Annotated in this window: 18 protein-coding genes; 7 read left to right on the forward strand and 11 right to left on the reverse strand. The window is 71.9% G+C overall.

From position 1 onward, the window contains the following. Window positions 1–48 precede the first annotated feature (48 nt). The 5 genes from ACGFNU_RS39210 to ACGFNU_RS39230 all read right to left on the reverse strand — a co-directional run bounded on the left by ACGFNU_RS39210 (window position 49) and on the right by ACGFNU_RS39230 (window position 14,879). Window positions 49–1,218, reverse strand: coding sequence for an alpha/beta hydrolase (locus ACGFNU_RS39210; RefSeq protein ID WP_392601650.1), 1,170 nt, complete (start codon window positions 1,216–1,218; stop codon window positions 49–51). Beyond that, window positions 1,218–3,608: a thioester reductase domain-containing protein gene (locus tag ACGFNU_RS39215; protein WP_392601651.1), complete on the reverse strand. Its 2,391-nt coding sequence runs from the start codon at window positions 3,606–3,608 to the stop codon at window positions 1,218–1,220. Before ACGFNU_RS39215 ends, ACGFNU_RS39210 begins: the two co-directional genes overlap by 1 nt. Then, complete coding sequence (locus ACGFNU_RS39220; protein WP_392601652.1) at window positions 3,601–12,117, reverse strand: SDR family NAD(P)-dependent oxidoreductase; 8,517 nt, start codon at window positions 12,115–12,117, stop codon at window positions 3,601–3,603. Before ACGFNU_RS39220 ends, ACGFNU_RS39215 begins: the two co-directional genes overlap by 8 nt. A gap of 99 nt (window positions 12,118–12,216) precedes the next feature. Beyond that, window positions 12,217–13,593: an arylsulfotransferase family protein gene (locus ACGFNU_RS39225; RefSeq protein ID WP_392601653.1), complete on the reverse strand. Its 1,377-nt coding sequence runs from the start codon at window positions 13,591–13,593 to the stop codon at window positions 12,217–12,219. Beyond that, window positions 13,590–14,879 carry a glycosyltransferase gene (locus ACGFNU_RS39230; protein ID WP_392601654.1) on the reverse strand — a complete coding sequence of 430 codons (1,290 nt, stop codon included), beginning with the start codon at window positions 14,877–14,879 and terminating at the stop codon, window positions 13,590–13,592. The genes ACGFNU_RS39225 and ACGFNU_RS39230 overlap by 4 nt, the downstream gene beginning before the upstream one ends. Window positions 14,880–15,393: 514 nt before the next feature. Here ACGFNU_RS39230 and ACGFNU_RS39235 point away from each other — a divergent pair. The 3 genes from ACGFNU_RS39235 to ACGFNU_RS39245 all read left to right on the forward strand — a co-directional run bounded on the left by ACGFNU_RS39235 (window position 15,394) and on the right by ACGFNU_RS39245 (window position 16,713). Continuing rightward, window positions 15,394–15,597 carry a hypothetical protein gene (locus ACGFNU_RS39235; RefSeq protein ID WP_392601655.1) on the forward strand — a complete coding sequence of 68 codons (204 nt, stop codon included), beginning with the start codon at window positions 15,394–15,396 and terminating at the stop codon, window positions 15,595–15,597. A 368-nt stretch (window positions 15,598–15,965) separates the two neighbouring features. Beyond that, on the forward strand, window positions 15,966–16,112 hold the full coding sequence (locus ACGFNU_RS39240) for a hypothetical protein (RefSeq protein WP_392601656.1): 147 nt from the start codon (window positions 15,966–15,968) through the stop codon (window positions 16,110–16,112). A 442-nt stretch (window positions 16,113–16,554) separates the two neighbouring features. Beyond that, window positions 16,555–16,713 (forward strand): hypothetical protein, encoded by a 159-nt coding sequence (locus ACGFNU_RS39245; protein ID WP_392601657.1) that lies wholly within the window; start codon window positions 16,555–16,557, stop codon window positions 16,711–16,713. A 14-nt stretch (window positions 16,714–16,727) separates the two neighbouring features. Here the strand turns inward: ACGFNU_RS39245 and ACGFNU_RS39250 are convergent, their stop codons facing one another. Beyond that, entirely contained in the window at window positions 16,728–17,717 is a 990-nt protein-coding gene (locus tag ACGFNU_RS39250) for an IS4 family transposase (RefSeq protein WP_392601658.1), read from the reverse strand. Between the two features lie 186 nt (window positions 17,718–17,903). Further along, window positions 17,904–18,113 carry a hypothetical protein gene (locus ACGFNU_RS39255; RefSeq protein WP_392601659.1) on the reverse strand — a complete coding sequence of 70 codons (210 nt, stop codon included), beginning with the start codon at window positions 18,111–18,113 and terminating at the stop codon, window positions 17,904–17,906. A gap of 599 nt (window positions 18,114–18,712) precedes the next feature. Between ACGFNU_RS39255 and ACGFNU_RS39260 the strand changes: the two genes are divergently transcribed. Then, window positions 18,713–19,261, forward strand: coding sequence for an EF-hand domain-containing protein (locus tag ACGFNU_RS39260; protein WP_392601660.1), 549 nt, complete (start codon window positions 18,713–18,715; stop codon window positions 19,259–19,261). 450 nt (window positions 19,262–19,711) lie between these two features. Here the strand turns inward: ACGFNU_RS39260 and ACGFNU_RS39265 are convergent, their stop codons facing one another. Then, complete coding sequence (locus ACGFNU_RS39265) at window positions 19,712–20,038, reverse strand: DUF6247 family protein (protein WP_392601661.1); 327 nt, start codon at window positions 20,036–20,038, stop codon at window positions 19,712–19,714. Between the two features lie 521 nt (window positions 20,039–20,559). Here ACGFNU_RS39265 and ACGFNU_RS39270 point away from each other — a divergent pair. Next, entirely contained in the window at window positions 20,560–21,354 is a 795-nt protein-coding gene (locus tag ACGFNU_RS39270; RefSeq protein ID WP_392601662.1) for a hypothetical protein, read from the forward strand. 511 nt (window positions 21,355–21,865) lie between these two features. Then, entirely contained in the window at window positions 21,866–22,546 is a 681-nt protein-coding gene (locus ACGFNU_RS39275) for a hypothetical protein (protein ID WP_392601663.1), read from the forward strand. A gap of 1,238 nt (window positions 22,547–23,784) precedes the next feature. Here ACGFNU_RS39275 and ACGFNU_RS39280 read toward each other — a convergent pair. The 3 genes from ACGFNU_RS39280 to ACGFNU_RS39290 all read right to left on the reverse strand — a co-directional run bounded on the left by ACGFNU_RS39280 (window position 23,785) and on the right by ACGFNU_RS39290 (window position 25,325). After that, the gene (locus ACGFNU_RS39280; RefSeq protein WP_392601664.1) at window positions 23,785–24,258 is read right to left on the reverse strand and encodes a hypothetical protein; all 474 of its coding nucleotides are present in this window, start codon (window positions 24,256–24,258) and stop codon (window positions 23,785–23,787) included. A gap of 75 nt (window positions 24,259–24,333) precedes the next feature. Further along, window positions 24,334–24,864 (reverse strand): hypothetical protein, encoded by a 531-nt coding sequence (locus tag ACGFNU_RS39285; RefSeq protein WP_392601665.1) that lies wholly within the window; start codon window positions 24,862–24,864, stop codon window positions 24,334–24,336. After that, window positions 24,831–25,325, reverse strand: a complete 495-nt coding sequence (locus tag ACGFNU_RS39290) for a hypothetical protein (protein ID WP_392601666.1) — start codon at window positions 25,323–25,325, stop codon at window positions 24,831–24,833. Before ACGFNU_RS39290 ends, ACGFNU_RS39285 begins: the two co-directional genes overlap by 34 nt. A gap of 437 nt (window positions 25,326–25,762) precedes the next feature. Here ACGFNU_RS39290 and ACGFNU_RS39295 point away from each other — a divergent pair, with 437 nt between their 5' ends. Further along, window positions 25,763–26,167 (forward strand): LLM class flavin-dependent oxidoreductase, encoded by a 405-nt coding sequence (locus tag ACGFNU_RS39295; RefSeq protein WP_392601667.1) that lies wholly within the window; start codon window positions 25,763–25,765, stop codon window positions 26,165–26,167. Window positions 26,168–26,217 lie beyond the last annotated feature (50 nt).

Raw genomic sequence — 26,217 nt, forward strand, 5'->3', positions numbered from 1 at the left:
TGACGACGGCGCCCCGTGCGGCAGCGGTCCGCGGGGCGCCGGTCGGTTCTACTTCTGGGCGTCGAGAAAGTCGATGATGTGGCCGAACACGTCCAGGGCCGCGCCACGTCCGATGAACGGGTCGACGTGCCCGTAGCCGGGAACCTCGACGTACCGTACGTCGAGCTGCGGCTGGCGGGCCTTCAGCACGTCATGGCACAGCTTGTTGGCGTCCAGCCAGAGCCGGTTCTCGCTGCCCGACAGCAGCAGCACCGGGCAGTCGATGCGGCCGGCGTTGTCCAGGGCGTTCTCCGGCAGAGCCCGGTAGCGGTGGTCGCTGAGGTTCCAGCGGACCATCGTGTGCGCCAGCTCGATGCGCCGCAGGTGCGGCAGCACGCACAGCGGCACCGTCCCGAACAGGTCGGCCAGGCGGTCGTGGGTGCGGGGATGCAGGTTGTCGTGCACGAACAGCGAGGCCCCGACGCTCCACGCGGAGTTGTGCAGCATCTGGCAGGTGGGGTCCGGGCAGTCCGCGCCCAGCGACGCCAGCGCGAACAGCGGGGTGTACTTCGAGCGGAATCCGGCCTTGCGGAAGTCCACCGGAAGGTGGTGGACGCGTTTGCGCAGCAGCTCGAAGCTGAGGTGCATCCGGAACCGGGTCGGCACGGTCACCTTCGGCGTCATGAAGACGCCCTGCGCCACCACGCCCGCCAGCCCCGGCACGAGGCCCGCCGCCATGCTCATCGACAGCGACAGCGCCCCGAGGCAGTGCGCGACGACGAACAGGCGCCGGGTGCCGATGCGGGCCCGGACGAGGGACACCGCCTCGGGGATGTCGTGGAGCGCGACGTCGTCGAAGGTGTAGGTCGTGCCGTCCTCGTTGTAGGGGAGGCGGCAGCTGCCCCGCCAGTCCAGCAGCCACGGCTCGTAGCCGGCGTCGAGCAGGGCGTCGACGAGGTTGCGGGTCTCGGGCAGAACGAACATGTCCGCCGACGCGGTGTGGCCGTGCAGGAGCAGCACCGCCGGCCGGTCGTCGTCCACCCGGTAGACCCGGTGCAGGGCGAGCTCGGTCCCGTCGGAGACGCGGAGCGGGACCTGCTCGACCGTGGCGTCGTCGAGCCTGGCGTGCAGCGGGCGTGACGCGGCGCGTGACGCTGGGCGCGGCAGGGCGCGTGACGCTGAGCGTGGCGGAGCGTGGGACGTCGAGCGCGGCGGGACGTGGGACGTCGGTCGGGGCATCAGCGGATCTCCTTGGTACGGGCGACGTCGCGGCGCAGGTCCAGCAGTTCCGCGCCCGCGCGCAGCGACGGCTCCAGCAGGCCCCAGCCCATCTGGGCGAAGAACCAGCCGAGCCACATCAGCTTGGCCAGGCGCTGCTCCGGCGCGGGCAGCGCCGGGTTCACCTCGATGCCGTCGATCTGGTCGCGGACGTAGCTGTCAGGCGGCACCACGACCTCGCCGGCCAGGTGCGCCGGTTCTCCTTCGCGCCCGACCCGGATCGCCAGCGTGCGCGACTGGCGCCAGAGGTCGCGGCGGGCACGGGCGGTCTTCAGCCCTTCCAGCCACCACCCCTGCCCGGCGGCGTCGCGCAACCGCAGCCGATAGCTCAGCAGGGGATGGCTCAGGCCGTGGCGGTGCGGGATCCCGTCCAGGGGGCGGACCCAGATGTCCCCGGCCTCGACGGTCAGCGGCTCGGGATGCAGCAGGGCGCAGGTCACCTCGCCGGTGACATCGAGCCTGCGTTCCCTGGCCAGCTGGTACATGCCCGCGATGGACAGCCGCAGCGACAGCTCGCACCGGGTGTCCTCCAGAACGCCCCGCATCGTCTCGCGGAACGACAGGAACGGCGGATCGTCCTTGTCGGGCAGGCGTGCCAGCCCGTCCTCGGCGAGCCGCTCGTAGGTCTTCAGTTGCGCCTGCGCCCCGTACCGGGCCGGCGCGGGCAGGCCGTGCCGGGCCACGAACGCCTCGGTGCGCCCAGCCGACGCCGCCGGGCCCAGCAGCGTCGCCTCGCACAGCTTCACGGCGGTGGGACTGCGCAGGATCCGCACCAGGAACTCCAGCTCGGGCACCGGGTCGGCCTCCATGAACTCCAGGAAGGCGCTCCGCCACTCCTCCCAATGCATCACCGGGACGTTCATGCCGCCCGTACGCATGTCGCGCAGCACGTCCTGAAGCGTGTTCGGCTCGCCGGTGAGGTTGTACGTGGTGCCCCAGGCGCTCGGCTCGTACACGATCGCGGCCGCCACCTGGCTGACCCAGTCCACCGGGGAGGCGTTGATGTACCGGAAGGCGGGCACCGCGCGGAACCGCGAGAACGCCGACAGCAGGCCGCTGCCGAGATCCTTGGGGTTGTGGGCGCCGGTGCGGGTGTGCCCGCCGATGCCGCCGGGCCGCATGAGGGTCACCGTCACGCCGTGCTCGCGGGCGCGGCGCAGCGCCACCTCCGACGCCCACTTGGTCTGGTCGTATCCGGTGAACAGCCGGTCGACGTGCCCGAGCGGATCGTCCTCGCCCATCGCGGTGATGCCGAGCTCGTTGAACACCGCGATCGAGGAGATGTGGTGCAGCGGCTTGACCGGGCCGGTGGCCGCCAGCTCCGTGAGGGTCAGCGGGCCGAGCACGTTGGTCTGCCGCAGCGAGCGGTAGCCGCGCAGGAAGTCCACCGCCGCCGCGACGCTGACGATCGCGTCCACCTCGCCGGCCAGCGCCTGCCAGCGGTCCTCGTCCAGGCCGAGTCTCGGCCGCCGGATGTCGCCGGGCAGCACGGTCACCCGCCGGGCGACCTCGGCGGACCAGGGGAGGTGGTAGCCGGTCAGCGCCTCGGCGAGCCGCCGTTCGCCCTCCCGCTCATCGGCGGCGCGGACGAGGCAGACGACGTGCGCGTCGCCGCGCCGCAGCAGGTCGAGCAGCATGTGGCCGCCGAGGAACCCGGTGGCGCCGGTGAGCAGGATCCGGCGGGGCTCGGCCTGTTCGGACGGCCCGACCCAGGGCAGGTCGTCGGCGCGGGCGAGGTCGGCCTTGACAGCGCCAAGCTCGTCACCGGACACCGCAACAGACGTCGCAGACCCCGTCCCGCCCCCCACACCGGCAGCCGCAGCAGACGCGGCGGCAGCGGGCACGGCCGACGTGACGGCGGAGGACGCGGCGGACGTGGCGGACGTGGCGGACGTGGCGGCAGGCGCGGTAGCGGGCGCGGCAGACCCGGGGGTGGTCGGTGTGGGGGGCTCGCGTGTGAGCCACAGTTGTGCCAGGCGGCGCGGACGCCCGTCGGCGAAGACGTCGTCGAGGGTGATCCGTACGCCCAGTTCCCGGGCGAGGACCGCGGCCAGCTCCACGGCGTCCACCGACGTCGCTCCGGCGTCGAAGAGGTCGGTGTCGACGTCGACGCGTGTGCCGTTGAGGAAGCGGTCCGCCCGCTCGGCGATGGCGGCGGCCAGTCGTTCCAGGTCCCAGGTGCCGGTGGCCGGTGGCGCGTCCTTGGTGCTCCGGGACCGGACGCGGGCCAGCAGGTCCGCGACGCCGGATCCGTCCCCGCCGCGGCGTTCGATCAGTTCGGCCTCGCGGCCGCGGTCGGTGCCGCGAGGCGGCGGGCCGCCGCCCGTTTCGTTCACCGTGGAATCAGTCACCGTGGGCCTCCCCGCGTGCCGCTGTCGTGTCCTGTTCGCCGGTGTCCTCGGCCCACGAGCGGTACGCCCGGAGCCGCGAGGGTTCCACCGTCAGGTCGAGCACCGGATCGTCGGCGCTCACCCCGCCGAGCGCGGCGACCAGCCGACGCGCGGGGACGTTGCGGGCCGTGTGCTCGGCGACCAGCCGGACGTTCGCGCAGCCCAGCGCGTCCGCGCGGTCGGCCAGCCAGCCGAGCAGCCGTTCCTCGACGCCGCGGCCGAGTGCGCGGCAGCTGAGCATCCAGGCGACGACCTCGAGCGTGCCGTCCGCCGGCCGGACGGCCAGGACGCCGACCTGCCCGTAGTCGCCGAACCGGTCGCGGGCCGAGGCCGTCCAGACCTCGCCGTCGCGCCGCCAGCGGTCCAGCGCCGCCGCGTCCGGGGTGGCCGGGCGCAGGTTGAACTGGCTGGTGCGGCGGCCGAGCTGGAGGGTGCGCTCGACCGTGGCCTCGTCGAGCGGTGCGATGTCCACCTCCAGCTCCAGCCGTTCGAGGAACTCGGCGAAGCCGGTGCGCATGCGTTCGCGGCGGCGGACGTGCTCCTGCCGGTAGAAGTCGGCCCGGTCGGCGTCCTCGCGTGTCGCGGGCCGGGGCGTGACCGGCCAGAGCCGCGCCAGGAACGCCTCCAGCTCGTCCGCCGGCGGGCAGGTGACCGAGAGGACCTCGGGCAGCTCCGCGCGGACCGCCGCGACCTGGACGGGATTGTCGTCCAGGAACAGGAAGGCGTCCAGGCCCAGCCCGAGGTCGGCGGCGGCCGCCTTGATCCGCTGGGGCTTGGATCCCCAGTCCGCCGAGACGAGACTGAAGTGCTCGGCGCGGAGCGTGCCGTCCGGCCTGGCCAGGACCTCCCGCACCGTGGCCTCGTCGTTGTTGGTCACCAGCACCAGCAGGACGCCCGCGGCGCGCCACTCCAGCAGCCGCCGGGCGAGGGTCGCGTAGGGCCCGGCCAGCTCGACGCCGCCGGGGCCGGTCTCGGCCGCCACGCCGCCCCACAGGGTGTCGTCGCCGTCCACCACGATCACCTTGGGCGGGGGACGGCGCACGGCCCGGATCGTCTCGGCCGCCGCGAGGGCGAGCGCCGCCTGGAACTCGGGCCGGAACGGCAGGTGGGCGAGGGTGTCGGTCTCGTCGTCGAACGGGTCGCCGGCGGGATGGTGGCGTGCCCAGTCGTCGCGGGACAGGACGGCGACTCCGGGAACTGCCGCGACCCGGGCCGCCAGCTCCCGTTCCCACCGTTCGAGGCGCTCGTCCGCGGACCGGGCGGGGAGGAACACGACGATGACGGGGATGCCCGTCCGCTCGTGGAGTGTTCGCAGCGCGTCGGGGTACTCGCCGGCCAGTTCGGCGAGGAGCTCGTCGGTCACCGGGCCGAACCGGGTCAGGTCCGCGGCCCGCAGCAGGACGACTCCGGCCGCGGCCGTGGGCAGGGCGAAGGCGCCGCCGGGATCCCGCAGACTCGCCAAGACCTGGTGGTACGGGGCCTCGGTGATGTCGAACTCGTCGTCCAGTGCGGCGCCGAGCAGCGCGGGCAGGTTGCCGAGGGCGAACGTGGCCGCCACGGCGACCGACGGCCGGGCCTCGGCCGCGGTCGTAGGCGGCGCGAGCTCGTCGGCTGGAACGCGCGACGCGAGTTCGTCGGGCTCGTCCGCCGCCGGGATCGAGGTCGACGCCGTGGCCGCCGCCGGACTCGCGGCGAGCTCGGTCAGCAGGTCGAGGTAGTCCCGTCCGAGGCGCTCGCAGGTCGGCTCGTCGAGGATGTCGAGGCTGTGGTCCAGCCGCAGGTGGCCCAGGTCCGGCGCCATCGTGATCATCAGGTCCAGGTCGGAGTGGCCGGTGCCGGCCGGAAGGAACTCCAGCGCGTCGCCAGGAGGGGCCGGCGTCCTGATGAAGTTGAAGTACACCTCGACGAGCGGCGCGTCCGGCCGGTACAGGCCCTCCTCGGCGAGCGCCGCCATCGCGTCGAAGAACGAGGCGCCCTTCTCCAGGACGCCGCCGAGCCGCTCGTCGGTGCGGCGGAGCACGTCGGCGATCGGTTCGTCCGGCGCGACCTCGGCCGCGAACGGGACCGGGACGCCGAAGAACCCGAGCGCGCCGAGGGCGCCGGCGTGCATGCGCGTGTCGACCGGAACGGCCAGCGCGAACCGGGTGCGGCGCCGGAGCCGGGCGAGGAACACCGTCAGCGCGCCGAGGCAGAACGCGGCCGGCGTGATGGAGAGCCGCCGCGCCTGCTCGGCCACCCTGTCGATGAGGCCACCGGGGATCTCGACCGCGACGGTTCCGGCGCGGAAGGTGCGTTCGGCTGGTCGCGGCCGTGCCAGCGCCAGTTCCAGGCGCCGCGAACCGGCGATCTCCCGGCGCCACCGCCGCATCGCCTCATCGCGCTCGCGGGGCGTCCGCGAGGGTTGCGCTTCGATGAGGAGGTCGAGGTCGCGGTTGGACGGCGTGGCGTCCAGCGGCGCGCCCGCCAGCTCGGCGCCGATCTCGCCCATCACCAGCATCAGCGACTGGAGGTCGCTCACCGCGTGGTGCGCGCCGTAGAGCAGGTACTGCTCTCCTGACGGGGTCTCCAGCATTTCGAACCGCCACAGCGGAGCGGCGGTGAGGTCGAACGCGGGCTCCATCAGCGTCCGCAGCCGTTCACCGGGATCGACGTCCTCGGGGACGGCCGACCAGCGCAGGAGCGGCTCGGCGGTACGGCGCCGTACTTCGAGCACCTGCCCGTCCTCGGGATCCTGGACGATCGCCATGCGCAGGGCGGCGTGGCGGTCGGCGATCCGGGCCAGGATCCCGGTCAGCCGTTCGCGCGCCACGGGCGAGGTCAGCCGGACGGCCAGGCCGAGGTGGTGCGCGGCGGCCGGGGTCCCCTGCCGCCCGGTTCGCAGCAGGCGCAGCACGTCGCGCGGCGCGGGCCGGGTGGTCAGCTCGGGCACCTCGTCCTCGGTCTCGGGCGCCTTTTCCCGGGTATCAGGCGGCTGGCCGGCCGCACCCGCCGAGGCCGCCGAGGCGCCTGTTCCTGCGAGGGCCTGGAGGACGAGTCCGGTGAGCTCGCGGAGGTCGGACGCGGCGAGCGCCGTGAGGGACACCTCGATCCCGAGGTCGCCGATGATCGACGTGTGCAGCGTGACCAGCGTGTGGGAGTCGAAGCCGAGCTCCTTCAGCGGCCTCCCGGACGGCACCTCGGCCGCGTCGTCGCCGGTGATGTCGCCGACCGCGCCGCGCAGGTAGGTCTCGGCGAGGCCGGTCCGCTCCGCCGGGGTGGCGGCGGAGCGGATCCGCTCGGCGAGCCTGCCGGGCGGCGGGGCGGCCGTCTTCGGCACCAGTTCCGACAGCAGCGGATGCGCCGCGAACGCCGTGGCGTGCCGGGTCAGCGCCGCCTGGTCGACGACGATCGGCGCGAGCTGGCGCCGGGCCGTGCCGAGGAGACGCGCGAACAGGGCACCGCCCTCGTCGGGGGAGAAGGCGCCGAGACCGGTCCGCGGGCCCGCGTCCGCCGTGCGGCTCGAGTCCGCGGCCGCCGCGCCGGCCGCGGCGAGGCCGGTCGGGTCGGCGGCGGCCGCCATGCCGACCTGTGACCACGCTCCCCAGTCCAGGCTCAGTGCCGGGCGCCGCGCGGCGTGCAGTGAGTGCGCCCACGCGTCGAGGAAGGCGTTCGCGGCGGCGTACGAGCTCTGCCCGACCGGCCCGAGCAGGCCCGCGGCCGACGAGAACATGACCAGGAACTCCGCCTCGGGCACCAGCGCGGTGAGCAGCGCCGCGCCCAGCACCTTGGGCGCCAGGACCGTGCCGATCCGGTCGGGGGTGAGCGTCAGCAGCGTCGCGTCGTCGAGGACGCCCGCCGTGTGGACGATCCCGCCGATCGGGGGCGCCTGGGCGCGCAGGCCGTCGAGCGCCGCCGCCAGGTCGGCCTGGTCGGCCACGTCCTCGCGCAGAACGTGGACCTCGACCCCCCGGCCCTCCAGCGTGCCGATCCACTCCTTGGCCTCGGGGCCCGGCTCGCGGCGGCCGAGCAGGGCCAGGTGGCGTGCGCCCTGCGCGGCGAGGCGTTCGGCCGCCACCCGGCCGAGGCCGCCGAGACCGCCTGTGACCAGGTAGGTTCTGTCGGCGCGGACGGGGGAGTCCGCGGTCGCGGCGCGGGCCCTGCGCAGCCGGGGGACCATGCGGCCCTTCTCGCGGAGCGCGACCCTCGGCTCGCCGTCCGCGTGGCGCAGTTGTCTCCAGAGCGCGCCGGTTCCGCCGCTGGACGGAAGGTCGACCAGGGTGGTCCGCAGCTCGGGGCACTCATGGGTCACGGTGGTGCCGAAGCCCCAGCCGAGCGCCGTCTGCGGATGCGTCACCGCACCGCTGCCACCGGCGGCCTGCCCGCCGCGGCCGACGAGGAACAGCCGCGGGCTCCACGAGCGTTCGCGGAGCGCGGTGACGAGATGCAGCGTGGAGGTGCAGCACAGGAGCGCCGCCTCCGCCATGGTCTCGGCTGATGTGATGGGCGGCGCGTCCAGGCCGAACAGCTGGACGACGCGTTCGGGCCGCCCGCCGGGGAACGCCTCGTCGAGCAGGCGCGCGAACTGCGCGGCGTCCGCCGGATCGATCCGGTAGCGGGCGGGCGCCTCGGCCTCGAACGCGTCGCCACGCCGGACGATCACGTGCGGACCGACATCGCCGAGCCGCTCGGCGAGATCGGCTCCCACGCCCGACTCGTCGGCCAGCACCAGCCAGGCGCCCTCGCCCGCGGGCTCCTCGGCGAGGGGACGGTGCCGCCATTCCACTTCGAACAGCGACTCCTCGGGCCGGGGCTGGGACGGTAGCGCCGCCAGGGCGAAGCCTTCGACGGTCAGGACGAGTCGCTCGTCCTCGTCGAGCAGCCACAGGTCCATGAGGGCGCCCCGGGCGGACAGCGACCGGACGCGGCAGGCCACCCAGGCCGGGCGGGTGCGCAGGCCGCTGAGGCGCACGCGCCGCGCCCCGGCGGGCACGAGCGTCGCCCCGGCCGGGCCTCCGCCCGGCAGCGCCGTCGCGCGGAAGGCCGCGTCCAGCACCGCCGGATGCAGGACGTAGGACGACGGAGGCGGCTCGGCCAGGCGCCCCAGCGCCATGTCCTGCCCTGCCCATCCGGCTTCGAGGAGCTGGAAGGCCGCGCCGTAGTCGAGCCCGGTCTCCGCCATCGCGGCGTTGAGCGCGGAGATCTCGACGGGTTCGGTGCACAGGTCGCGCAGTTCGCCCAGCGGGCCGGGCACGTCCGCCGCCTCGCCCGCCGCGCCCGCCGCCGCGTCCACCTCGTCCGTCGCCGCGCCCGCCTCGTCCGGCTCATCCGCCGCGGTCTCGAACCGGCCGGAGGCGTGGCGCGTCCATGCCGCGTCCAGGTCGCCGACCGGGCGGGACGACACCGTGAAGGCACGGATCTCGGCGGCGTCGGGGGGCTGGACGTCCAGTTGCAGGACGACCGGTTCGTCCTCGGCCAGCCTGAGCGGCCGTTCGAACCGCACCCTGGAAAGGTCCGCGCCGGGCGCCAGCGCGCCGGACGCTTCCAGCGCCATCTCCACGTACGCGGCGCCGGGCAGCCAGACCGCCCCGCCCACGCGGTGGTCGGCAAGGTAGGCGAACCGGTCGTCGCGCAGGTCGATCTCGGCCTCGAAGAGGTGGCGGCCGGGAGCGCGGCCGTCCTCGACACGTCGATGCAGCAGGGGCGGGCCGTCCGGGGGTTGCCGGGCGGGTGTGGGGGAGGTCCAGTGCCGGTCGCGCTCGAACGCGTAGGTCGGCAGGTCCACCAGGGAGCCCGCCGGAACGGCCTTCGACCAGTCGGGATCGTGACCGGCGGCGGCAAGGAGCGCGAGGTTGCCGAGCATCGAGTCGTGGCCGTCCTCGCCGCGGGCCAGGGAGCCCACCGCCACAGCGGCGATCCCCGCCTCCGCGGCGACGGTCTGGATGGCCGAGACGAGCGTCGGATGCGGCCCGACCTCCACGAAGTACCGGAACCCGTCGTCAAGCATGCGGCGCACGGTGTCGGCGAACCGGACCTGCTCGCGCGCGTTCCGCACCCAGTAGGCGGCGTCCAGCGCGCCGGCGGGAAGCGGCTCGGCCAGCACCGTCGAGTACAGCGTCGGCGTCGAGTCCGTCGGCGTCGAGTCCGGCGGCGGCGTTGCCGCCGAGCCGCCCGTCGCACCGGCAGCATCGGGTGGGTCGGCCAGGGCGGTTCGCAGGTCGCCGGTTATGGCGTCCATGTGGAAGCTGTGCGCGGCGAAGCCGACGGGGACGTCCCACACGGGCACCTGCGCCTGCCGCAACGCCGACCTGAACTCCGACAACGCGTCCAGGTCGCCGGAGACCGTGGTGGACCGGCCGCTGTTGACGGCCGCGACCTCCAGCCGGGTTCCGAAGCCGGTCAGCAGTTCCCGGACGCGGCCGGCCGGCAGCCCGGCCGCCACCGCGCCGCCCCGGCCCGCGACCGCCCGCATGGCGAGGCCGCGCCGGGTCACGACGGCCGCCGCCTGGTCCAGGGTGAGCAGGCCCGCCGTGTACGCGGCGGCGATCTCACCGAGGCTGTGCCCGGCCACCGCGCCGGGCTCCACGCCGAGCGAACGCCACATCGCGGCCAGCGCGCAGTGCAGGGCGAACAGCACCGGCTGGGTCACCTCGACCTGGTCGAGGCCGGGAGCGCCGTCCTCGCCGCGCAGCACCGAGAGCACCGACCAGCCCGCGTGGCGTCCGATCGCCTCGTCGCAGCGCGCGAGTTCCTCGGCGAAGGCGGGGGACCGGTCCAGCAGGTCGGTGCCCATCCCGGCCCAGCGCGCGCTGTGGCCGGGGAACACGAACGCCACCTTGCCGTGCAGCGGCTCGCGGGCCGCGGGCGTCACGACCGGGGATCGCCGGTCGGCCGCGACCGCGTCCAGGCCCGACAGCAGCGTGTCCCGGTCGGCGGCCAGCACGATCGCCCGGCGGTCGAAGTGCGTCCGGCGCAGCGCGAGGGTGTGGGCGACGTCGGGCAACGCGGCGGCGGGGTCGTCGGCCAGGTGCGCGGCCAGCCGCCCGGCCTGGCGGCGCAGCGCGGCCGGACCGCGTGCCGACACCACGAACATCCGCCGGCCCGTCCCGGACTCGCACGGCGGCGCAGGCGGTTCCGCTGGCGCCTCCTCCGGCACGAGCGGTTCCTCCGGCGCCTCCTCGACGATCACGTGCACGTTCGTGCCGCTGATGCCGTAGGAGTTCACCCCGGCGCGCCGCACCCGATCGCCCCGCCGCCAGGGCTCCGGCTCTTGGAGCAGCCGCAGGCCGCTGCGGTCCCAGTCGACCCGGCGGCTCGGCGTCCCGGCGTGCAGGGTGCGCGGCAGCCGCTCGTGCCGCAGCGACAGCACCACCTTCATCAACGCGGCCAGCCCGCTGGCGGCCTGGGTGTGCCCGAGGTTGGACTTGAGCGAGCCCAGCAGCAGCGGACGGTCCGCCGGGCGGCCGTCGCCGAACACCCGCGACAGCGCGTCGGCCTCGACGCGGTCGCCCACCGTGGTGCCGGTGCCGTGCGCCTCCACGTGGTCGATGTCGGCCGGGTCCAGCGCCGACGCCGCCAGCGCGCGGCGGATCACCGCCTCCTGGGACGGGCCGTGCGGCACCAGCAGCGCCTGGCTGCGCCCGTCCTGGTTGACGGCCGTGCCGCGCAGGACGGCCAGTACCCGGTCGCCGTCCCGCCGCGCGTCGCCGAGCCGCTTCAGCACCATCATCACGACGCCTTCGGAGAACCCGGTGCCGTCGGCGTCGTCGGAGAACGACCGGCACCGCCCGCTCGGCGACAGCGCCCGCAACCGGCTGAACTCCACGAACGTCTGCGGCGTGGTCATCACCGTCGCCCCGCCGACCAGCGCGGTGTCGCACTCGCCCCGCCGCAGCGCGGTCGCCGCCAGGTGCACCGCCAGCAGCGACGAGGAGCAGGCGGTGTCGACGGTCATCGCCGGGCCGACCAGGCCGAGCGTGAACGCCAGGCGGCCCGAGGCGACGCTCAGCGCCGAGCCCGTCGCGACATAGCCGTTGAACTGGTCGAGGCCGATCCCCGACAGGTAGTCGCTGCCGAGCATGCCGACGTAGACGCCGGTCGGGGTTCCGGCGAGCCGGGCGGGCACGGTCCCGGCGCGTTCCAGCGCCTCCCAGGCCGTCTCCAGCAGCAGCCGCTGCTGGGGGTCCATCGCCGCGGCCTCCCGCGTGGTGATCCCGAAGAAGCGCGGGTCGAACGCGTCGATGTCGTCGAGGAAGCCGCCCTCACGCGCGTACGTGGTGCCCGGCGCCCGCGGGTCGGGGTCGTAGAGCGCCCCGAGGTCCCAGCGGTCGGACGGGAACGCGCCGACCGCGTCCCGGCCCTCGTCCAGCAACCGCCAGAGCCGTTCCGGGCCGGTGACGCCGCCCGGAAGGCGGCAGGCCATCGACACCACCGCCACCGGCTCGTCGGCCGGCCGCGGCGTCGCGGAGTCTTCCAGGTTCCGGGGGGCTTCCAAACGGCTCACATCCTCGACGACGGGGGGCGGCGCGGACGCGCGTCGCCCTGCGTTCCGGCGGCTTCGGCGGCTTCGGCGGGGACGAACCCGGGGGTCGGCTCAGGGCCCGACCCGAACGACCGGGGAGGTGCCCACCGTCCTGCCGTGGGCGTCGAGGGCCTCGACGCTCACGAACCGGCCGGGCGCGATCTCGGGAATCTCCGCGACCGTCTCCAGGCCGTCCCACGCCACGAGGGCGACGGCGCGCCGCTCGTGCTCGCCGCCCACGTGAACCCGCCATCGGGAGACGCCGGTCGCGCCGTTCCAGATGGCGCGCACGCGCCGCCCGTCGACGTGCACCTCGGGCGGGGCGGCCGGGAACCCATCCCATTCCTGCCGGTACACGCGATAGGTGGTCCAGCCGTTGCCCGTGGGGGAGCAGGCGTCGAACAGCAGGGTCCCGTCCGGCGCGAACTCCGAGATCCGCGCCGCGCGGCCCCAGCCGACGAGGGTGTTGCCGTTCGGCAGGTCCTGGGCGTTGCCCTCCGCCACCGACGACAGATGCTCGGGATGGGTGATCTGCCGGACGAACGTGGCCGTCCCGCTTCCGGGGTCGACGCGGATCCACACCACGCGGGACTCGTAGCCCTCCATCATCTCGTTCGCGGCGTTGTCGAACAGGCGGTAGACCCCGTCGCCGCACGGCTGCCCGTCGTGCGGCCAGAAGCACCGCACTCCCACGCCGAGCACCAGCGTGCTCGCGGAGCTGCCGAGCTTCCAGACGATGTCGCCGGTGCGCCGGTCCACCTTGTAGAGCGCGGACGACATCCGCGCGGTGACCAGCAGGTCGCCGTCCTCGTCCACCGCGACCGAGTTGACGTGGAGCTGGTCGTACGGCTTGGAGATGGCCTCGGGAATGTCGCTCTCGGTGAGCGGGACGTGGTCCAGGCCGCTCCACTCCATCAGCAGCTCGCCGGTCGCCACGTCGATCTCCTGGACCACGCCGTCCAGGGCGACGCCGTCCTCGGCCCCGCCGACGGTCCGCAGGTCGTACGGCCGGGGGACGTAACTGACCAGCAGGGCCGTGCCGCGGTCGGTCAGCAGGAACTCGTGCAGGTCGAAGGGCCGCCCGCCGGCCGCGCGCACCGTCGCCACGACGCGGTAGCTCTGGTCGAGGACGTAGCCGATCCCGTCACCGACGCCGGTCGGGGTCGCGGTTCCCTGCCACCACGTCAGGACGGGCTCGTCCCGGTACCGCTGCACCCGGACGTTGGTCGCGTACTGGCCTTCCGGGACGGGATGGAACCAGACCACGCGTCCCTGGTCGTCCACGATCTGCGGGCCGTGCGGCCGGTGCGGCTCCATGAGCGACTGCGGCGACATGAACAGGTAGCCGGGCGCGATGCCGGGCCGCGCGGTGATCACCCGGATGCGCGGGATCTCCGCGGCGGCCGGCATGACGCCGGCCTCGGGCGCCGGCTCGACGGACAGTTTCATGAGATCCCCTTCACCTGAGGGCGCTGAACGGAAAGCCACTGCTCGATGACGTCGCCCGCCCGGCCCACCGGGTCCTCCCGGCACAGGCCGGCGCCGATCGCCTGCGCGCGGGTCCGGTACGCCGGGTCCAGCACCCGGTCGAGGGCGCGTCCCAGCCGCGCGGGCGTCAGCCTGCGGAACGGCATGGCGGCTCCGACGCCCAGTTGCTCGGTCCGCCAGCCCCAGAACGGCTGGTCGGCGAAGACACTGGCCACCACCGCCGGCAGGCCGGCCCGCAGCGCCGCCGCCGTCGTTCCCGCGCCGCCGTGGTGCACCGCCGCCCGGCACCGGGGCAGGACGCGGTCGTGGTCGAACTCCGAGCGGGCGAGGAACAGGTGGCCGGGCAGGCCGTCGGCGTACCTGCCGAGCTCGCTGCCGCCGGCCCCGACCAGGCCGCGGATGCCGCGCCGCGCCGTGACGTCCACGAGATCGCGCAGCGTGCGTTCGGGATTCAGGACCGGCATGCTGCCGAACCCGAAGTAGACCGGCGCCGGCCCGGCGTCGAGCCACCGGTCGAGTTCGGGAACGACGGCCCGTTCCCCGAGCCGGTCGCGCAGCTCGTCCGACAGGACCGGGAAGCCGACCAGCTCATGCCCGCCGGGAAGGTCGGACGGCTCCGGCACGACCCGCGGGCTGTACAGGTGGAGGGCGGGCCACTCCTCCTGCCGGGGAAGCCTCTTGATCCGTGGCGCGCCCAGGAGGTCGCACATCTCGTCGAGGTTCGGCTTGTTCCTCAGCCAGTACAGCTGGTTCAGCAGGCGCGAACTGCCACGGTTGGCCCACGCCACCCGGAAGTCGCGGATGCCGGGCATGATGCTGGCGAAGTCGCCGGTCGGCAGAATGGGAAAGGCATAGAGGATCCTGCTCGGCACACCGGTCGCCTTCTCCAAACAGAGGCCCCGCAGCGCCATTGTCAACGTCGTGAGCACCACGTCGGCGCCCTCGGCGGCCTGCGCGCAGGCAGTCACGATCTCCTGGTTGACCCGCTGCTCGTCCTCGGCGATGTGCTTGATGGTCGTGGCCACCTTGCCGCGGGCGAGCATGCGCCGCGACTCGGGCGAGTTGAGGAAACGCCCGACGTCCACCCCGGTCGGCACGGCCCGCAACCCGGCCCGCGTCACCCAGCCGGCGAGGTCGGAGTTGACGGCGACCACCACCTCATGGCCACGCCGGACCAGCTCGTCGCCGACCGCCACCATCGGCTGGACGTCGCCACGGGTACCGGCCGCGAGCATCGCGATACGCATCGCTGCCACCTGTTCTGTTCACGGGAGCACGGTGCCAACGACGGTATGCACGGAGCCTCCGCCGCACACCGCACGATCGGGCGCACCTCCGTCCGGCAAAACTCCCACCCCAGCCAGACGAACGGCGTCCGCCACGGCGGCCTCTACCGTTGTGCCGGTGACCTCTCAGGAACGGCGGGGGAGACTGGGGCATGTCTACTGGATCGGCGGCAGCGGAGCGGGGAAGTCCACCATCGCCCGGCGCATCGCCGGCCGGTACGGGATGCTCCTATACGGCACAGACGCGGCGATGTCCGGCCACGCCCGCTCCTGCGCCGGGTCTCGGTGCTGTTCGGCCTGGAGCCCTGCTGGTGACCTCCGATATTCGATCCGGCTTCGGCATTGGCTGTCGATCTCGACGGCGGCTCAGGGCCGCACTGTCGCGTAGCGTGGCGGACATGGACAGCTGAACGACGCCGACAAGCGGGACGTCTCCCTGGACGTCACGATCCAGATCCGGGGCGAGGTTTTCGAAATGTCCGGCGACGTCATGGTGGATGATCCGCTTCCCGGCCTCGAACAGGACGGCAACCAGCGGTTCATCCGCGAGCTGCCCGAGGTCCGCACCACCGACCTCGGCGAGTGCATCGCCACTCTCAAAAGCCACACGGCGGCCCTGTGCTCCTACATCTCGGTCTTGGAGGAACTCGGCGTGCCGCGAATGCCCCGCAGCACCTGACAGGAGCCCCGGCCAGATTCCCAGCATGCAAGAACCTTCGGTCGCTAGAGAGCCCCAAGGGGCGATCGCGCATCGATGCACTACCGGCCATTCATGTTGACATAATCGTACTTATCGCTGATTCGGGATGTATCCCTCAGGAGGGCCTCGTCCACCCGTTGGCTCGCGACGAACCACTCGCCCAGGCCCGCGTGTAACATTCGGCAAAAGGCAGTGGGGGGCCGTCCGCGTGAGCGAGTGCGGCCCCGCGCGGCGTTGCGGAGATGGTTGCTTGCCGGATCGGGGGATCGGGCGCGCGAGTAAGGCGGCTCGCCACCCAGGGCGGGCATGAAGTGACCGACCGATTCCGCACCGTGAGGAGAATTCTCATGCGCATCGCCCGTCATCTGATCGCGGTGCTGGCCATCGCTGCCGCGACGCTGTCGGCCGCCACGGCACCGGCCTACGCCGACGACGGCAGCGGCCTCGACAACATCGGAGGACTCCTCAGCCAGCTCGTCAGCGGCCTCCTCTGAGTGGGTGCGCCGGAATGCGGCGTGGAAGCGTCGTAGAGCCGAAAGGAACAGCGTCATAGAGACGGTGTTTGTTTCGGCTCGTTGATCCCTTATCGGGTCGATATGGCCAGTGAAGCGGGAACGGTATGCAGCCCGCTTTTGGGGACGGCCGCTGCCGACGGCAAGGCCGGCTTTCGGCAGCGGGGGTCGTCAAATGATCGTCGGGCTGGTGCGGCGGGTCTCGGTATGCGCCGGTGTGATCGCTTCACTCTCTATATGGACACTAAAGGCCAAGGCCGTGTAGTTAAGGGCTGATCGGGCTGGTCAAGATGTCGATGCTGATTGTTGCTTTGTAGGTGCGGCGGTCGACGCGCAGGCTTTTGTAGGCGTAGCGGCTCATGGGGCGTTTGACGGCGCGGGGGCTGATGCGCAGGCGTCGGTCGGGCATGAGGTTGTTCAGGACGTGTCGTCCGATGGTGCCGACCAGGTCGATCCTTTGTTCGGCCAGGATGTTGGCGGCTCGGGTGACCTGGTCGCGGGCGGTGGCCAGGGCGATGGTGAAGCTGGCTCGGTCGGGGTCGGTGCCGGTGGTGTCGGCGGCGTCGCTGATGGCGATGCGTAGGGCCTGGTAGACGGTCAGGAGTGCGTAGATTTCCTGGTCGATGCCGGGTGGGTGGTCGAGCGCAGGACGCGGCGGCCGAGCATCGTCTTCTTGATCGCGAAGTAGGCCGATTCGACCTCCCAGCGCTGGTGGTAGAGGATGACCAGCTCGGCGGCGGGGTGGGTGCGGTGGTCGAGCAGGGTGGTGGCCAGCCGGTAGTGGCCGGTCTGGGTGCCGGCGGTGATGGAGATGGTGATCTGGCATTGGATGATGCGGACCGGTACTCCGCCCGGGTTCGACAGGATCGAGCCGTCTGACAGCCGGCCCAGGAGCGGGGGCCGCCGGGAGGCTGACAGGCGTGCCAGCAGGTGCGCGCCGGTGCCGTGCGTGGCGACCAGCAGCGGGTTGCCTGACAGGCCACGGTCCAGCAGCACGATCATCCCGGCATGCAGTGGGCGCAGCAGTCGTGTGGCGTAGGTGCTCTCCCCGGTTCCGGGGCCTTCGGCGGGGCCGAACACCGCATCGATGATCGCGCGGGTGCCGCAGGCGACCAGCACGACAAGTCTGATCTGGGGGTAGCCCGCGGTGGTGTACTGGTTGCCGCGTTTGCCGAGCCGGGCTCGATGCGACGGCGAGTCGGGCACGTCCAGGCTGGTGCCATCGATCGCGCACACCAGCAGCCCACGCCAGCGGACCGCCCGGGTCAGCGTGGTGGCGGCGGGTCCGGCCAAAAGTTCGAACAGCACCCGCAGCGGAGCGGGCCCAAGCCGGGTGCGGGCCTGCCACAACGCCGACGCGGTGAGGGTGGGGATGGGCAGGCCGTCCAGGGCGCCGGTCAGCTTGCGCCAGACGCCCAGATAGCCGACCTCGCTGAACAAGGCCGCGGCCAGCAACAGGTAGACCACGACCCGGGCCGGGAGTTTACGCACCCGGCGCTTGAGACCATCGACCTCTGCCAATACGGCATCGACCATGTCGAACGAGACGATCTGGGTGAGCTCTCCCAGATGACCCGGCGCGAACACGCCTCCAGCCACCGTGATCTTGCTGATGATGACAGACTGGACAGACAGCGGAGCCTCCGTGATGCGACGTGTCTTTGGCGGACAAGTCGTTCTACCGGGGCTCCGCTTCTTGTTTCCCGAGATCAACCAGACCGTGATCAGCCCTTACGGGCAGGCACTCCGCCCTTAACTACACGGCCTTGAGCTTTAGATGGGAAGGGGAAGGCCGAGGAGACCTCCCCCGCCGGCGCTCTTAGCACCCCCGCCTAGGAGGCCGCTGAGACCTGGAATGTTGGCGAGGGTGGATTGGGGTGGCTTCGGGGCTGCCGCCGGGACGGCGGACGTGGGTGGGGGGGCCGGAGCGCCGGTGGCCAGCAGGGCGGCCGCGGCGGCGCAGGTGAGGATGAGCGTACGCATGGGGGGCGCCTTTCAGAAGACGGGCATCCTTCCCCATGCAGCTACCCGCCGCTTACATTCGTATGCGGTAGGTGAGCGATTGTCTGTCCAGCAGCGCCGACCCGCCCCGCCGACCCGCCACCGACATCAACTCGGCGCGCGGCCACCGACTACTGATTGCCTGCGAGCCCCAAGGTGCGCCGCGCGTGATGCGCGCAGGTGGAAGCGCCGGTGCGCCAGGCCAGACAGAGCCCCCGCTCTGTCGAGTTCCGTCCCTGGCCTGGCGTGGTGAGCGGTACGGCCCGGTCTGGGAAGACCTGTCCGCACTGCGGATGTTCGAGGCGATCAACAACCAGCTACCCATGTGCGAAATAGCCCTGGGTTCCCAGCCGCCAGGTAGCCGAGTGAGAGGTCACGATTGCGGCCCGTGATCGTTTCGAGTCGGGTTCACTGCGCGGTGGCGCATCTCGGTGGTTCAAGGCTGTTCCCGACCTCAAGTCATCTGGTTGCCTCGCGGCGGTGATGGCACTCTTGCTCTCGGGTTCGCTCACCACCTCACCGTGACTACCTAAAGTGTCAATGTGAACTCAGTAAGTCATGAGAGGGTGGGTGTGTCTGGGATGCTGACCGACCTGCAGCGAACAAAGATCGAACGGCGCTTCCAGGCGCTGGACCACGATGGTGACGGGTTCTTGGAGCAGAGCGACTACGCCGGGCTGGCCGCCGACCTGGCCGAACGGCTCGGGCGCGCCGATCCCGCCGCCATGCGGCGGGTACACGACGCCTACCTGGGAATCTGGGAGGCCATCCGGCGAGGCGCCGACACCGACGATGACGGGCGGGTCGACCTGGCAGAGTTCACGGCCGCCCTGGAGAAGGGCGTCATCGGCCGCGACGGCGGCTTCGACCGAGCGATCCTGCCCTCCGTACTGGCCGTGCTGGACTTCGCCGACCTCGATGGCGACGGCTACATCGACGCCATCGAGTTCCACCGCTGGTACGTCGGCCCCGACCGCCCCCAACAGGACGCCGAAGCCGTCTTCGCCCGGCTGGACACCGACGGCGACGGCCGCCTCAGCAAGGAAGAACTCACCGCCGCCATGCGCGAGTTCTACTGCGGCACCGACCCCAACGCCCCGGGCAACGACCTCTACGGCCGCCTGACCTAGCGGTGGCGCGATGCCGGCGCCGCACCACAGACCGTCGTCGAGACCGGCATCTACAGCGCTGCCATCGCCCCACCGCCACAGCCCGACGGATCACTTACCCGTAAAACCGCAGGTCTGGCGGCAGACAGTCCCGCGCATCTGAGGCAAATCGTCGAATGCCTTGGGTTGAACGTGACTGCCTCGGTCTCGATGGGACGCAACAACCCGCCCGCGCGCGGGCGGCTTGAGCCACCGGTGCGCCACATCAGACAGAAAGGGGCACGGTGCTCGGCGTCGAGGGTGAAGATCGCCGTCGTCCCGCCGTAGGGCCGGACCGGCCTGGGAAGCTCTGCGAGCACTTCCGGTATGAGCGCGGGCACGTTGTCATTGACGGCTTCTGGCGCTGCGGGAGGTCGTAGATCGGGAAGGTTGTCCATCATCTCGGCGATCAGCTGTTTTGCTCGCGATAGATCAACGTCCGCCCTCGAGATCGGCGATACGCCGCCTGATCATCTGTGTGGCGTCGACCGTCGCGACCCGCTCACCACGCACCAGGGCCTCAGCGGTGCCACGAGCGGCGCGGTGCTTGTCCGGATCCATCGAGAACACCGCGATACGCCACCAGGCCTCGATGAACTCGTGAACGGGCGCCAGATCCAGATGGTCGGCCGCGGTGTTCATCGCCCGCCGCAACCCAGAGTCGAACCCAGCACGGTCCTCGGGCAGCAGCGCCGCCCGGATCGACTTCAGGTCTTTGCCCGGCGGTGCAGCAGCGGGTTCCGGCGCGCTGGCGGTCATGCCCCCAGTCTATGACCTGCCCGACCAACGGATCCTCGGTCGGCGGCGATGCCGCCGCCAAAAGCAGCCCCCTGCGCCTGACCGGTGCCGTGTCGTATTCGACTGTGTCGTATTCGTCAAGGGGGCGGTTGGTAGGTGGCGGCGATGTGGTCGTGGAGTTCGGCGTGGCGGAACTGGTAGAGGGGGCCAACTGCCCGGAGTGGCCCGAGGCGATGGCAGTCGTCCAGGAACGGCCCGGGCCGGCCGCCAGGTGGCGACCAGGTACGCCACCCAGGCCCGATGCCTCCCGAACGTGAGCCCGACTGCGAGCCCGACCGCGAGCCCGAAAGTGGGACAGGGTGCCCCGAACGGTCCCCGTTCTCCTGATCCCGGCTGGCGGCTCCGGTGCGGTTCACGAGGTATCACGAACAGACATGAACGGACGTGATTCGCACCTGGATTCGTCGCGTTAGGGGAAACTTCGACGAGCGACCTGATCGGCCGCTGTCCCCGCGCTGTCCTGTCCCGGGAGGAAGCCAGCCATGAGCCAAATGGACCTGTTCATGGTCGTGTTGACAGCGGTCTGCGGGGTGTACGCCGTGCTCGGCGTGCTGTGGTGGGTCCGTGACCGGGCCGACCGGGCAGCCGTCGCGCGGCTGGACGCGATGGACATTGACCCGTACCACGCGGTCGCCACGGCCGACGGCGACCGCGGCGCGGACCGGGCCGGGGCCGCCGAACTGCTGCTGGCCGGCCTTATCCGGATCGAGGAGGACGGGCAGGTGGCGGTCACCGCCAGGGGGGCCGATCCCGGCCGGACGCCGGAGCATCCGGTCCCGGCCGCCGTGCTGGCCACCCTGCGCGGCCACGCCGGGCCCTGGCCGCTGGGCTACCTGTATGTCGACACCGAGCACTGCGGGCGGCGCGACCCCTTCCTGCGGGGCGAGGACGCCAGGTGGCCGCGTTGGTCCACGCGTGACCGGGATCGCGTCCGGCCCGTCGCGATCCTGACCGCCGTGCTGCTCGCGGGCTGGTGCGCTGCCCAACTGCTTTATGCGGTCGGGGCGTTCTCCGGGCCCGGCGACGAGGTCGTGGCCGCCGTGTTCGTGGGCCTGCTGATGTGGGGGGCGTTCGCGCTGGTCCTGGGTGTGATAGTGCTCATCGTGTGGCCGTGGCGCCGGGACTGGTTCGCGGAGTACTGCCGCACCCTTCTGCCGCACCCGGCCGAGGATGCCCTCGACACCGAGCAGCGCCAACAGCTGCACCGGGCCATGGCCTTCAGCTTCCCGAAGGAGGAGGTCGTCGAGGACATGTCGTGGGACCCGGGTGCGTTCTGATGGCGTGGCGGGGTTCTGTCGCCTTGTGAGGGGCCGTCCGCTGCCTGCCGAAGGTGGGTCGAGGGGGCTGCGGTAGTCGACTTCCTGAGGCATCAGTGGGAGGCGCAGGGGATGGCGGGGTGGGGCCTGAGCCAGGCCGTCCCTGCGCGCCCAGGAATATCGTCCTCGAACCGGGCCGTCACACACTCCCCGAGGACGCGGCCGGTGCCCATGGCATCCCTCCGACTCTGGTCCCGTTAGATGCGAAGAATTCGCATCCGATGCAATACGACGTGGCTAACTTGACGTAATCGCCATATCACTCATTCGGGCATGTATCACCTAGGAGAGCCCTGCCGCTCAGCGCTGGACGATCCGCGTTCTGCACGGCCAGCGCATACTCGATTGGCAGGCTGATCACCAGGCCCATAGGATCCCTGCGATCTGCTGACGGAGGCCGCTGGTCGATCGCCGGGCCTGCCGTCCCGCACATCGAGGACTTGGATCCCGAACCACCAGCCCGAGGTCATCGTTGAAACTCCTTTCCGCTGCTGTCCTGCTCGCTGCCGGCGCGGCCGCCTGCACCTCGCCCGCGACGAACCCGCAAGCCCCGGCGACTCCTCAGGCGGGCGGTGCGGCCACGGGCTATATCACCGCGCGGACCCTGCCCCCGGGGCGGCGGACGTTGAGTTCGGTCGAGGGCGATATCGCGCTGGATCTGCCGGCCGGCTGGCGGCGGATCGACCTCAACGCCACCTCGCTGTCTCGGGAGATCAAGAAGGCGGGCTTCGGCGGCCCTGCCATGGCCTACATCAAAGACAACGCCAAGGGCCTGGGCCGCAAGCACGCCTTGTACGTCGCCGACTCGCGCGACACCGCCAGGTCACCGGTCAACACCATCAGCGGCACTTGCGACGGAGGCGAGGAGCGGTCGATCTCTGTCCAGATGGCTGAGGTGAGACAGCAGCTCGCGAGACGCGAAAGCATCGTCGGCCCGGTCGCGGTGTCGCAGGTGGCGATCGGCGATCCGGGCGGTATGAAGGCCGACTACCTGGACGGCCTGACGCGCTTGGTCTACTTCCGGATCATGTATCCAGGGCGCAAGGTCTGCACCGTCACCTTCACCGCCAGGCCCGGCTCACTGACCCCCGAGCTCGATTCGATCGCCAAGAGCATCCGCCCTCTTCCGCCATCCACCGGGCTGGACAACTGATCACGCGGGTGACGCGCCCCGTCGGCCGCTGCCTGCCCGGCTTGGGCGCCTTCGGTTGCGGCACAACGCCTAGGGAAGTCACCGAACTCGACGAACTCCGGCGACCGGCGAGGGCGTCGTAGCCGTCCCGGGTGGTGGGGGCCAGGCCGTGAGGCTCCAGCGCGGTCACGACGTCGCGTAGCGCGCCGGTGACCGGGCGCAGCACGGACGGGGTGTGATGGCCTGCCTGTGGCCGGCGGTCCAGCGGACCGCGTGGAACCGCCCGATCGTCCGCCACACCCCTACCGGTGAGCTCTCCCCGCTGTGGCAGCGCTACGACCAGCTCGCCGCCCAGGCCACCGTGCCAGGCCAGATCTGGCGCGCCGGCCTGGACCACCTCGTCCGGCCCCCGACAGCAACCACCCACCCCCACCTAGCCCCCGGAATCCGGGCGTCGACGTCGCCGCCGACCACCTGCTGTCCTGATGCGCGCGGGTCTGCAGGGCGGCGCGGGCTTGAACGCTTTACGGACCGGACAAATTGTTTGGTCAGAGAGGCACACACATCCGTTGGATATTTCGGCGATTGAAATCGGGGCCTCACTAGCTACGACGTCGACCTGCATGACCGCTGCCGGGGTTTGTTGTCTGCCCGGCGGCGAGGTCTTTATACGGCCAATCCCGGCCACTGTGATGGTGTGCTGTTGCTTTATATTGGAGCATGGATGGCACGAGTTGGCGGCCACGACGCCATTGGAGATGATCAATGGTAAAGGCAAAGCAGAGGATCACGGGGAGGAAACGCGGAAGTCTCGGTCTCGCGGTGCTCGCATTGAGTGCCGGTGCAACGGTCCTGATGCCCGCGAGCCCCGCTCAAGCCGCCCCGCGGACGTGCTACATCGAGCTCGGCGCCCGTCATGGAGGTGGCATTTGCACGGGCTTCCGCTATTTCGGCGGGGTCCTATGCACCGACGGCCGTTGGTATTACGGCCCATGGCGTAATGGCGGTGACACAAGAGGCTCGTACGGGTATTGCCCGTCTGGCTCCTATGCCAACCATGCCTGGGTCGGTGGCTTTTGAGTGCCGTTGGCGGCGACACTACGAGTTGGCAGTGGATCGTCAAGATCGATGGTGATCCGCTCCCCACCGTTTGTGGCGAGGACGACATGACGCTTGCCATCTGAGCTCGCCCACTGGCGGGTTAGGAGGCCGGCCCTTCCTAACCTCATGTGATCCGGTCTCCGCAGATGTCCGGGATCTCATGCTGCGACGCCCGGCATCACGACGGCCTGGCTCCCCGGGCGGACGGGGCCGTCTTGATCCCGGGGACAGTTAACCGGACAGAACAGAGAACTGCCCCCCTTCCCGGCCAGGGCGCGCAGCAGGTCGGCGTGCGCGGCGGTGGTCGTGCGGCACGGGCCGGGCCGGTCGACGGGGTGGCCGGGGAGCGGGACCGCGAGGGCATCCACCTCGATGGCGCCGACCTGGCCGCGGGTGGTGGTGCCGTCCTCGCCGTCCAGGGGCCGCGCCCTCCAGCCCATCGCCTCGGCGATGGTGCGCACGATGGCGCGCTGGACGTCGCCGGGCAGGGTGACCGAGGCGGGCGTGATGGTGACCGGCGGCAACGACCGGCTAGCCCGGTCACACCTCACGCTGACCGGGCCGATCTCGCCGGCCCGCTCCAGCACCACGGCGGCGGCGGTCAGCAGCGCGGGCAGTTCGTGACCGGACATGCGAGCCTCTCTGTCGGCAGGGAGTCGGCAGCGCGGCGGCGGTCGACAACCGTCAAATTTCATCACGCCTTTTCGTCACAACACATGGGTGACGGTGTCGGCGGGGTCGCCGAACAGCGGGCCGGGAGTGGCCAGCAGCCAGTCGATGGCCTCGGTGCGGGTGGCGGCGCCGTGCACCAGGACGCGCCGGCGGTCGGTGGTGGCCTGCCAGCGCCGCCCGGTGCGGTACACGTGGCCGAGCACGACCCGCTCGCCGTAGTCGTCGACCACGACGGCGTAGCCACCGCCGTCCAGGCGCGGCGGGTCCAGGGCGGTGGCGAGCTGCGCGGCGGTGTAGGGGCACAACGGCCGCTCGGTTTTGGGGCGGTTGCGTGGCCGCCGCGGCGTGCGGGCCCCGGGCCCCAGGTCGGGCAGCGGCGCGGGCGCATACAGCGCGGCGAACAGCAGCATCACCGCGTCGACCACGGTGGCGGCCGGGCCGCCGTCCGGGGTACGGACGGGGCCGTCCGGGGTGCAGGCGACGTGGCGGCGGTAGTGGCGCTGGAGCCAGCCGACGCACCGGCCCCGCACGATCACGTCGGTGCGCTCGGCGACGCGGCCGCGCATCCCAGGCGCGCATCGTCGGCCAGCAGCAGGTAGTCCTCGCCGTGCAGCCGCGCCAGGTACAGCTCAGCGACATCGGTCCCGACGTCCGCCCCAGATTCCGTCACACTTTTCGTCACGGGCGCGGCCTTCGGCATGGAAGGCGCTCGCGGCACGGGCATGGGCGCGGCGGCGGCATCGAGCCGCTCGGCCCCGCGCGCCAGTGGCTCGATGACGGGCGCCAGGGCGGGCACCAGAGCGAGGGCCGCCTGTTGCGTCACCGGTACCGGCTCTTCGTCACACCCTCCGGTGGCGGGTAGGAGTGCGCGGCGGACGCGGGCCACCAAGTCGTCCAGGCCCCGGCGGGTCGCTGCCGCGGCGGCCGTGACGGTCTCGGTATCGACGTCGCGGCCTGCCTCGACGGCGCGGACCGCCTCCACCAGGACCAGCACGTCCCGCCACAGGATCTCGGCCAGGCCCTGCACGGCTGGCCGCCCCGGAACGGCAGGAGCGTCCTCGCCGGCCTTACGCGCCCGATAAGCCTTGGCCTGGCAAGCGCGCGAACAGTACACCGCTGGACGGCCGCGTGGCTTGACCCGCCACCTCACCGCCACACACCGCACACCCCATCACGACCACCCTTTTCGTCACGGCCGTAGTGACGAAATGCTGTGCCTCGCCGTGTGACGTATTCAATCGCTCGCGTGACGAAATCACGCCACTCACGCACAGTCTGATGATCTCGGCTTGCGCCGGCGTGGTGGTTGGGGCCGGGGAGGTTTTGGCTGGGGTGGTGTCAGGTGGGGTTGTCGGTGGCGAGCGTGCGGGAACGCGGTTGCGCCTAGGTGCGGTTTGACCGGGTAGGTGCGGGCGTATGAGCGTTTACGGCATACACGCCTCTCACGAGCAGGTGCACCCGAGCGTGCTGCTCAGCGCGATGGAGCGGGCCGAGCAGGCGGGCTTCGCGGCGGCGATGTCGTCGGACCACTTCTCGCCGTGGAGCGCCCGGCAGGGACAGTCGGCCTTCGCGTGGTCGTGGCTTGGTGCCGCGTTGCAGGCCACGGGGTTGCCGTTCGGTGTGGTGAGCGCGCCGGGGCAGCGTTATCACCCGGCGATCATCGCGCAGGCGATCGGCACGCTCGGCGCGATGTATCCGGGCCGGTTCTGGGCGGCGCTGGGGAGCGGCGAGGCCAGCAACGAGCACATCACCGGCGACGGCTGGCCGCGCAAGGACGTGCGCATGGCGCGACTGCTGGAGTGCGTTCAGATCATCCGGGCCCTGGGGGCCTCACCCCTGAGTGTGGACACCTTGGAGACTGGATCTTGAGGTCCAGGGGAAGAGATGTCACTGATGGCTCTGAAGAACTACCCGGAGGA

Source organism: Spirillospora sp. NPDC048911, assembly GCF_043198015.1.
Taxonomy (GTDB): domain Bacteria; phylum Actinomycetota; class Actinomycetes; order Streptosporangiales; family Streptosporangiaceae; genus Spirillospora.